The 9674-nt window shown below is 66.6% G+C and carries 9 protein-coding genes and 1 pseudogene; 6 read left to right on the top strand and 4 right to left on the bottom strand.

What is annotated here, in order from left to right; translation table 11 throughout:
• Positions 1 to 27: 27 nt before the first annotated feature.
• A complete protein-coding gene (trhA, locus tag VET27_RS25350; protein ID WP_526522633.1) occupies positions 28 to 774 on the top strand; it encodes a PAQR family membrane homeostasis protein TrhA in 747 nt (248 codons plus the stop codon).
• A gap of 25 nt (positions 775 to 799) precedes the next feature.
• Here trhA and VET27_RS25345 read toward each other — a convergent pair whose 3' ends face one another.
• Positions 800 to 2011: an acyl-CoA dehydrogenase family protein gene (locus VET27_RS25345; protein WP_526522624.1), complete on the bottom strand. Its 1212-nt coding sequence runs from the start codon at positions 2009 to 2011 to the stop codon at positions 800 to 802.
• Positions 2012 to 2187: 176 nt separating this feature from the next.
• Between VET27_RS25345 and VET27_RS25340 the strand changes: the two genes are divergently transcribed.
• From VET27_RS25340 to VET27_RS25325, 4 genes and pseudogenes are all read left to right on the top strand, one after another.
• On the top strand, positions 2188 to 2637 hold the full coding sequence (locus VET27_RS25340; protein ID WP_526522622.1) for a hypothetical protein: 450 nt from the start codon (positions 2188 to 2190) through the stop codon (positions 2635 to 2637).
• Complete coding sequence (locus VET27_RS25335) at positions 2634 to 3161, top strand: MarR family winged helix-turn-helix transcriptional regulator (RefSeq protein ID WP_526522620.1); 528 nt, start codon at positions 2634 to 2636, stop codon at positions 3159 to 3161. The genes VET27_RS25340 and VET27_RS25335 overlap by 4 nt, the downstream gene beginning before the upstream one ends.
• Positions 3162 to 3451: 290 nt before the next feature.
• Positions 3452 to 3826: pseudogene (locus VET27_RS25330) on the top strand (adenylate/guanylate cyclase domain-containing protein); the annotation flags it as partial.
• Between the two features lie 702 nt (positions 3827 to 4528).
• Positions 4529 to 5662, top strand: a complete 1134-nt coding sequence (locus VET27_RS25325) for an alpha/beta fold hydrolase (protein WP_526522632.1) — start codon at positions 4529 to 4531, stop codon at positions 5660 to 5662.
• Between the two features lie 5 nt (positions 5663 to 5667).
• Here the strand turns inward: VET27_RS25325 and VET27_RS25320 are convergent, their stop codons facing one another.
• The 3 genes from VET27_RS25320 to VET27_RS25310 all read right to left on the bottom strand — a co-directional run bounded on the left by VET27_RS25320 (position 5668) and on the right by VET27_RS25310 (position 8197).
• A complete protein-coding gene (locus VET27_RS25320; protein ID WP_526522618.1) occupies positions 5668 to 6168 on the bottom strand; it encodes a phosphate-starvation-inducible PsiE family protein in 501 nt (166 codons plus the stop codon).
• Between the two features lie 20 nt (positions 6169 to 6188).
• Positions 6189 to 6671, bottom strand: coding sequence for a TspO/MBR family protein (locus tag VET27_RS25315; RefSeq protein WP_526522616.1), 483 nt, complete (start codon positions 6669 to 6671; stop codon positions 6189 to 6191).
• Between the two features lie 116 nt (positions 6672 to 6787).
• Complete coding sequence (locus tag VET27_RS25310) at positions 6788 to 8197, bottom strand: purine-cytosine permease family protein (RefSeq protein ID WP_526522615.1); 1410 nt, start codon at positions 8195 to 8197, stop codon at positions 6788 to 6790.
• Positions 8198 to 8530: 333 nt separating this feature from the next.
• Here VET27_RS25310 and VET27_RS25305 point away from each other — a divergent pair, with 333 nt between their 5' ends.
• On the top strand, positions 8531 to 9640 hold the full coding sequence (locus tag VET27_RS25305) for an ABC transporter ATP-binding protein (protein WP_526522630.1): 1110 nt from the start codon (positions 8531 to 8533) through the stop codon (positions 9638 to 9640).
• Positions 9641 to 9674: the final 34 nt, after the last annotated feature.

Genomic DNA, 9674 nt, shown 5'->3' with positions numbered 1-9674 from the left:
CAGATCGGTTTCGACGTGAGCGGCACGATCACCGGATCCGCCGAGTCAGAACGAGCGGCTGTCGAAGAGACGCCGGAGATCCTGCGCGGCGACGACGACCTGCCCCAGGTTCTCGCGGACACGGTCACCGACTTCTTTCACGCGCCGCGCGCCCGCGGCCTCATTCACGTGGTCTGCGCCATCGGCGCCATCGTGGCCGGAGGGGTGCTCGTGCCGGTCGCCTGGCTGGTCGCGTCGCCGAACGCGGGCCTGGCCACCCTGATCTACACGGCGACCATCGTCGGCATGTTCAGCGTCAGCGCGGTCTATCACCGCGTGCACTGGAAGAGCCCCGCCACCCGGAAGTGGATGAAGCGGGCCGACCACTCGATGATCTTCATCTTCATCGCGGGGAGCTATACACCCTTCCTGCTCCTGGCCATGCCGCCCAGCACCGGGATGCAGGTGCTGACCATCGTCTACTGCGGCGCGGCGGCGGGCGTGGCACTCAAGATGTTCTGGCCGTCCTCGCCGCGGTCGGTCGGCGTACCGCTGTATCTCACCCTGGGTTACGCCGCCATCTGGTTCGCGCCGACCCTCCTGGCCGGCGGTGGCGTCGTCGTCGTCGGACTCTTGATCGCCGGTGGAGTGCTCTACAACATCGGAGCGGTGCTCTACGGGGTGCGCTGGCCCAACCCGTGGCCGCAGACCTTCGGCTACCACGAGTTCTTCCACGCGTTCACCGCTGCCGCGGCCATCTGCCACTACGCCGCGATCTGGCTCCTAGTGCTGTAGCGACCAGCGGCCGGACGGCGAGCGACTACTTGAGCGGCAGCCCGGTGATCGCCCTGGCCATCACCAGACGCTGAATCTCGCTGGTGCCCTCGAAGATCGTGAAGATCTTCGCGTCGCGGTGCATGCGCTCGACGGGATAGTCGCGGGTGTAGCCGTTACCACCGAGGATCTGGATGGCCTCGTCGGTGACGTAGACGGCGGTCTCGCTGGCCGCGAGCTTGGCCATCGAACCCTCGGCGTTGATGAACGGCTTGTCGTTGCGCGCCATCCAGCCGGCTCGCCATACCAGCAATCTCGCGGCGTCGATCCTGGTCTTCATGTCGGCAAGCTTGAACGCGATTGCTTGAAAGTCGCCGATCTTGCGACCGAACTGCTCGCGCTGCTGCGCGTACTCCAGGGCGTATTCGTACGCCGCGCGTGCGACACCCAGCGCCATCGCGCCGACTGTCGGGCGGGTCCGCTCGAAGGTCTTCATCGCGGCTTGGCCCGCGGAACTCTTGCCCTCGCGCGCCCTGGCAATCCGATCGTCGAACTTCTCCCTGCCCCCGATGATCAAATTGCCGGGAATGCGGACGTCGTCGAGCACGACCTCGGCGGTGTGGGAGGCGCGGATGCCGTGTTTCTTGAACTTCTGTCCCTGACTGAAAGCCTTCGTGCCAGGCGGAATGATGAACGTCGCCTGACCGCGGGATCCCAACTCGGGATGAACCGACGCGACGACGATGTGGACGTTGGCGATGCCGCCGTTGGTGGCCCACGTCTTGGTGCCGTTGATGATCCATTCGTCCGTCGCCTCGTCATACCGCGCACGGGTGATGATGGCCGACACGTCCGAGCCGGCCCCCGGCTCCGACGCGCAGAAGGATGCGAGCAGCGGCTCGTCGACGGTGCCGAACATCTGGGGCAGCCACTCCCCTAGTTGTTCGGGTGTTCCGGTCGCCGCCAGTGACGCAGCGGCGAGCCCGGTGCCCAGGATCGACAGGGCGATGCCTGCGTCACCCCAGAACATCTCCTCGAACACCGTGAGCATGCCCAACCCGGTCGGCTCGGCGGCCTGCGTGGCGAAGAGCTCCACCGAGTAGAGGCCGACCTTGGCGGCCTCCTGGATGATGGGCCACGGCGTCTCCTCGCGCTCGTCCCACTCGGCCGCCGCGGGCCTGACGACCTTCTCAGCGAAGTCGTGTACCCAGTCTCGAACCTCGATCACGTCGTCGGAGAGCTCGAGGGAAAACGTCATGCGAGTGGTCCTTTCGGCGGTTTCATCCCGCACGTAGCTGGCCGCGCTGGTCGCACGTGGCAACGACGTCAGTATTCGGTGAACGACTGTACACAGCCTGTCGCCACCCGTCCAAGCAACCCAACCGGATCACGACGACTTGACGCATATTACGGTGCACCGTAATACTCGGTGGCGTGTCGACGCCGGCCATCGCCCTACTCGCTGTCGTCGTATTCCTCGCATGCGCGCGGCTCGGCGGCGGTCTGTACGAATACCGCGTCCTCGATCCGGTCTGGCCCCACCGGCCGGCGATCGTCCAGCCGCGAAACGGCGGCCTCTCCCGCCGCAGATTCTGGATTCCCGCGCACGCGGCGTTCGAAGTAGCGCTGATCGCTGCGGTCGTCACGAGCTGGAGCCATCCCCCGGTCCGCACCGCCCTACTCGTCGCGGTGGCAAGTCACGCGGCCACCAGGATCTGGTCCGTCGTCGACTTCATCCCCAAGGCCACCGCGTTCGAGAAGGCGGACCCCGCGACCATCGACCGAGGCGCCGCGGTGCGCTGGTCGAGACGCAGCCTGCTGCGACTCCCCCTCGACGCCGTCACCTGCGCCGCGACCCTCGTCGCGCTGGTGGTCGCCGCGTGAGCGAAAACGCCTCGCGGACAGAGCTTCTCGCGCAGCTCCGTCGCGTCGGGCGCGAACACAGCGATGCCACCGTCCTGTTCCACTCGACCCTGGCTGCCCTCATCGGCCTACATCCCACCGACTACAAGGCACTTGGAGCGCTCCACCGGATCGGCCCGATGAGCGCCGGAGACCTGGGCCGTGCCACGGGTTTGGCGGCCGCGTCCGTCACCAACCTCATCGACCGTCTCGTCGCCAGGGGATTCCTGCGGCGCGAACCCGACCCCGACGACCGGCGACGCGTGCTCCTGCACGCCGACGTGGACGAACTCACCGACAACGAGTTCTTCGCGTCATGGCAACGGTCATCGGCGCAGGTGTGGCAGCGTTACTCAGACACGGAACTGGCCGTCATCCTCGACTTCCTCGCCGTTAGCGCCGAACGACTGCGTAAACGCACCGAAGCGGTGACGGGCGTCGGCGTTGGCGTCCCGAGCAACCAGGAACGGGAACGGCGCCCACATGCCGCACGACGAAGCAGGTGAGCCACGTCGGACGTCGACGACACCGCTCGCGCTGCGCTACGCTCGTGGTTGCAGGCACCGTGGCCGCGGGGGTGGGCGGTTACTTGAACATCACACCGTCGTTGCGCTGGTTCGTGGCAAGAGCCGAACCCGACGCGGGACAGCGACGCGGCGCGGGCACCATCGTGCGCCGTCAAACAGCTCTGCTCCTCGCCACGTGGGGCGCCGGCGGGGCCGCACTCATCCTGGTCAACCTGAGCGCCGGGGCGGGCCCCGCCATCCTGATCGGCGTCGCGGTCCTCCTCGGCGGCATGTCGACGGTCAGCACCAGCCTGCTGTTCACGCAACGCATCTCCCGGCCGATCGTCGCGGCGGCCACCGGCAACGACGTGGACAGCCGCGTCACGGCGCCGGGCATCGCCAGCCGACTGGTGATGATGTGGCTGTTCCAACAGCGCCGTGCCAATTGCCGCGATCGTCGCGCTCATCGTGTTCAAGACCAACGGGTGGTTCATCCCGCGACCGCCTCGCTGGACGTTCCCATCGTCGTGTTGTCGGTGGTCTCAGTTCTGCTCGGCCTGCGCGCGCTCATCCTGGTGGCGCGCTCGATTGCCGATCCCGTCCGAGACGTGGTCGACGGCATGGCCGAAGTCGAGCAGGGCCGTATCGGACGCACCATCGACGTGTACGAGCAGTCCGAAATCGGCAGGCTGCAGCGTGGATTCAACAGCATGGTGAAGGGTCTCGCGGAGCGCGACCGCATCCGCGACCTGTTCGGCCGACACGTCGGTCACGCCGTGGTGCGGCTGGCCATGGAGGGCGACGACTCCCTAACTGGTGAGGTTCGCGAGGTGGCGATCCTCTTCATCGACCTCGCGGGCTCCACCACGTTGGCCGCCACCTTCAGCCCGCCGGAGGTGTCCGACATTCTGAACGACTTCTTTCAGATCGTCGTGCCCGCAGTGGACGACAACGCAGGTGTGATCAACCAGTTTCAGGGTGATGCGGCGCTGGTCGTCTTCGGCAGTGACGGCGCGGCCACCGCGGCACTCGCCACCGCCCGCGCCCTTTCTGCGGACCTTCGCAGGCTGCCCGTCGTCGACTTCGGCATCGGAGTTTCGGCCGGGCCCGTCTTCGCAGGAAACATTCGGTGCCGAGAACCGTTACGAGTACACGGTGATCGGCGATCCCGTCAACGAGGCAGCGCGCCTTGCCGACTCCGCCAAGACCATCCCCGGCAGGGCCATGGCCTCCGGTGCGGCCATCTCCCGCGCCGACGACGCCGAACGCGGGCAGTGGGCCACACACGGGTCGACGGTCCTGCGCGGACGGGCCGAAGCCACCCAGGTGTCGATCCCCCGCGACCGCGAGGACGAGAATGGCCGACCATGACGACCGTTGAGCCCTTTCGCATTGCCGTGCCCGACGACGTGCTGGCCGACCTTCGCCGCCGGCTGGCCGACACCCGGTGGCCAGAAGCAGAATGCGTGGACGACTGGAGCCAAGGCATCCCACTGGCGTACACCCGCGAACTCGCGACGTACTGGGGCAACGACTACGACTGGCGCCCGCGTGAAGCGGCGCTGAATCGTTTCGACCAGTTCACCACCGAGATCGACGGTCTGCCAATCCACTTCATACATCAGCGTTCCCACCATCCCGATGCCCTTGCCCTCGTCATCACGCATGGGTGGCCGGGCTCGATCGTGGAGTTCCAGAAGGTCATCGCACCGCTCACCGACCCCACCGCTCACGGCGGCAGCGCGCAGGACGCATTCCACGTGGTGTGCCCGTCGCTGCCGGGTTACGGATTCTCCGGAAAGCCCACCGCGACGGGGTGGAACACCGAGAGGATCGCGCGGGCTTGGGACACGCTGATGGTGCGGCTCGGCTACGACCGGTACGGGGCGCAGGGTGGCGACTGGGGTGCGGCCGTGACGACCGACATCGGACGAAACGTCGGCCGCTGCGTCGGAATCCACACGAACATGCCGATCGGCAGGCCACCGGCCAGTGCGAGGGAGAACCCGACCGACGAGGAGAAGGCGGCACTCGAAGCGCTGACGTACTACCGGGACGTCGATTCGGGCTACTTCAAGCAGCAGGCCACCCGGCCGCAGACGCTGGGCTACGGGTTGGTGGATTCGCCTGCCGCACAACTCGCCTGGATCATCGAGAAGTTCTGGTCGTGGACCGACTGCGACGGCCACCCCGAGAACGCGCTCACCCGCGACGAACTGCTCGACAACGTGACGCTCTACTGGGTGACGGCGACCGGCGCGTCGTCCGCCCGCCTGTACTGGGAGAGCATGGCGGCCGTCGGGTCCGGCGGCCGCGTCGAGCTACCGACGGGCGTGGCGTCATTTCCCAAGGAGATCAGTCGCCCGCCACGCGCGTGGTGCGAAGCCAACTACAACATCACCCACTGGACCACCATGCCGCGCGGAGGCCACTTCGCGGCTTTCGAACAACCCGAACTCTGGGTCGACGACGTCAGGGCGTTCTTCGCGACCGTGCGGTGACGCGGTCACTCGTCCGAGCGGTCGTGGGTGTCGCTGCCGCGCGCCCGGAGAACGAACGCGGCGACGGCCAGCGCCAGCACCACGCCGCCGAGCACGCCGATCTCGACGACCGCGCGGGAGAACTCGGGGCCCTCCTCCAACAGCTTCGCGGCCTCCACCGACAGCACGACGATCTCCTTGATGGCGGACAAGATTCCCACGACCAGGAAGGGCTCGATGACGATCTCATGCGAGCGCAGACACACCCGAACGGCGTAGAGCAACTCCACGAAAATGAAGATGAGGAGCAAGCCGTCGAGCAGTTCTAGCATCAGGGTGGAGGCAGACGTGTTCCGCAGCCTCAGCAGCGTGTTGAACTGAGCAACGAGCAGCGCCGCGGATCCGAACACCAGGACTACGGCGATCCCCCAGTAGATCGCGTCCTCGGCCCAGCCGAGAACCTGGTCGGCGAGGCGCTGGCGTTCCTCCTCGCCGTCGTCACCCTCGTTATCGGTCGACTTGGCCATGAAACGCCTCAGCTCATCCCTCAGCGGTTGAGCCACCAGATGCGGCTCGACAGCACCGTCGCGAACGTGCACCAAAGCGGGTAGGGCCAGAGTGCCCTCGCTGGAGCCCCTTTCACCTGAACCGCACGCCGAGTGAGGTCAGCGCTGCTGACGGCGAGCGCACCCGCCAGGATCGCCGACGCACCGAGTTGGCGACGGTTGAAGAACAGCCACGACCAGCTGCCGTTGAGCAGGAGGTTCAGCGCGAGCAGACCGGAGAACGTCCGGGCCGCCGGCTTGTCACCCCGCGCGTCCAGCTCGTCGATGGTGGCAGCCGAGACCACGGCGATGTCGGCGTAGAGCAGAGGCCACACGATCGGGAAGGCCTGTCTCGGCGGTTGGAAACTGGGCTTGCGCAATTTCTGGTACCAGTTGGACTGAACGGCTGGCCCGGTCGCGAGACCGCCGAGCACGGCAGTGGCTGCAGCGGCACCGGCAGTCGTGGCGAGGGTGAGTGCGCGCATGCGAACTCCTTTCGGTACCGGAACCCACCCTGGGGCGCTTCCGCTCAAACGGATTGACGGCCTTCAGGTTAGCGTGACGCATGACCGATGCACCCGAATTTCCAGGGCACGGACGGTCAGCGCCGCGACCGCACCGCGCGGTAACCGCCGTATAGCGCCAGCGCCACCAGGAAGTTGACGAAGTACGCGACGTCGGCGCCGTGCCACTTCTCGGCGATGGCCCCGACGAAGATCGAGGTGTCCATGAACGGCACCGCCACGGCGTACGCCACCACGAAGGTCAGCAGCGCAGCGACGGCGTCTGCGCGGACGGTGTGCTCGCGCGCGGGATCGATGGTGTCGCGCCCCCGCCGGCGCAGCCACCAGTCCACGGACACGATCGCCACGAACGCCGGAATCCAGTAGCTGACGAAGAGCAGGACGTTTTGGAAGCGTGCCGCGGTGTCGGCGGAGTGCAGCCAGAGGATGAGGCCGAACGCCATCACCGTCACGACGACCGACGACAACGGTCTGCGGACCCGAACGCCGAGAGTCTGCAGTGCCAGCGATCCGCTGTAGTCGTTCATCACTCCCGAGCCGACGGAGGCCAGCGCGATGATCAACAGCGCCAGTCCGCCGAGGAAGCCGCCACCCATCACTGATCGCACACCCTCGGCCGTCTGCTCCGCGACCAGCTCGCCTGCCGCGATGCCGATCCCCTGCACGAATACGTAGGCGACGAAGATCCCGGCGAACGTGTATCCGAACACGCTCAGTCGCGACGACCGCGCAGGCAGGTACCGGCTGAAGTCGGAGGCATAGCTCGCCCACGACACCGCCAAGCTGAGTGAGATCGTCACCTCGAGCACGAAGGCCCCGATCAGGTCGGGACCCTGCGCGACCGGCGGGGTCACGATGTCGTGCCCGCCGACGAGCTTGACTGCGAACACGACGAACGTCACGAGCAGCACGACGGTCAGCACCGCCTGCAGACGGTGGATGACCTCGTAGCCGAAGAAGCCGACGACACCCTGGACGCCGAGAACGATCAGAACGGCGGCCCAGAACGGGATGCCGAGCAACAGCGCCAGCGCCTCTCCACCGAACAAGCCGACCAGCGCGTCCCAGGCGATCGACGACAACCACTGCAGTGCCGCAGGAAGAACGACGCCACCACCGAACGCCATGCGGGAGCTGGGCAGCTGGGCTGTGCCAGTCCGCGGACCCCACGTCGACAGGTAGCCGACCACGAGCGACCCGAGAAGCGTCCCGATGATCATCGCGAGCAGGCCCAGCCAGAAGCCCAGCCCCAGCACGATCGCCAGTGCGCCGGTGAAGACACCGGTCATGTTGACCTGCGGGGCGAACCAGACCGTGAACAGCCGGCGCGGAGTGCCGTACCGCCGGTCGCCGGGAACCGGTGCAATGCCATGGGTCTCGACCGACAGGTCACCGACGCCGTTCGGTGTCTTCCCACTGAATGGTGACGCGGTGAGCGAACTGTGCGGCGCCCCCGGTGCCCCCGGTGCCGTGGCCTCCTGTGTCATGCGTTCATTCGATCATGGTCGTGGTCGGTCACTTTTCAACGCTGGCCCTCGCAAGCGGAATCGGCGTCGTAGCAACCTCCGGAGCGAGGGATTCCATTGTCGAAATGTAAATTCGTTGCGGAATCGCTTGCGAAGGTCGCCTACATCGGCGAAGGTTTAGCCACAGCGCACGGGGCTGGACCGGGCCAAGATTCGCTACAGGGCGACCCGCACTTCGTGCCGAGAACCAGGGAGGTCGTCCTGAGCGGCACACACGGCACTGCCGTCGAGAGCGCAACGGGAGAAGGCGCGGTCACTCGCGAGCCGGGCAAACCGGTCATCGAGATCGACCACGTGACGAAGCGGTTCGACGACTACGTCGCCGTCGCGGACGCCGACTTCGCCATTGCCTCTGGCGAGTTCTTCTCGATGCTGGGCCCCTCGGGATGCGGGAAGACGACCACGCTACGGATGATCGCGGGCTTCGAGACTCCGACGGAGGGAGCGATCCGCCTCGAGGGCGTCGACGTCTCGACGGTTTCCCCGCACAAGCGCAACGTCAACACGGTATTTCAGCACTACGCCCTGTTTCCCCACATGAACGTGTGGGACAACGTGGCATACGGTCCGCGCAGCAAGAAGATCGCCAAGGGCGAGGTCAAGAAGCGAGTGGACGACCTCCTCGAGATCGTCCGCCTGACCGACTTCGCGAAGCGCAGGCCGGCACAGCTCTCCGGTGGGCAGCAGCAACGCGTAGCGCTGGCCAGGGCGCTGGTGAACTACCCGAGCGCTCTTCTTCTCGACGAGCCCCTCGGCGCCCTGGACCTCAAGTTGCGCCATGCCATGCAGTTCGAACTCAAGCGCATTCAGCGCGAGGTCGGGATCACGTTCATCTACGTGACCCACGATCAGGAGGAAGCGCTCACGATGAGTGACCGCATCGCGGTCATGAACGCAGGAAACGTCGAACAGATCGGCACCCCGACCGAGATCTATGACCGGCCGTCCACGGTCTTCGTCGCAAGCTTCATCGGGCAGGCGAATCTATGGCCGGGCCGACAGAACCGGATGGACGGTGACCTCGCCGAGCTTTCGGTGCTGGGCACGACGCTGCGGGCCAAGCCGGGCGACACCGCCATCGAATCCGGTGGACACGCCACGCTGATGGTGCGACCCGAACGCGTCCGGGTGTCGATCGATCGGCCCGGCGGCGACGTCGCAACGGTGTCCGCGACCGTCACGGATCTGACGTTCCAGGGTCCGGTGGTGCGCCTGTCGATGGACGCGCCCGACGGCTCTCCGATCGTCGCGCACGTCGGGTCTGAACAGAATCTCCCCCTCCTACGGCCCGGTGACCAGGTCCACGTCGCGTGGGCACCCGACGCCTCGCTGGTCCTTCCGGCCGCCGACATTCCCACCACCGAGGACTTGGAGGAGATGTTCGACGCTCCCCCGGAGCCGTAGCGGTCGACCGAACCCCATTCTTTCCGACAACCTC

The organism is Mycobacterium sp. (assembly GCF_035633495.1).
GTDB lineage: Bacteria > Actinomycetota > Actinomycetes > Mycobacteriales > Mycobacteriaceae > Mycobacterium.
The sequence above is the reverse complement of the archived record's forward strand: the minus strand, read 5'-3'. Positions and strand labels throughout refer to the sequence as shown.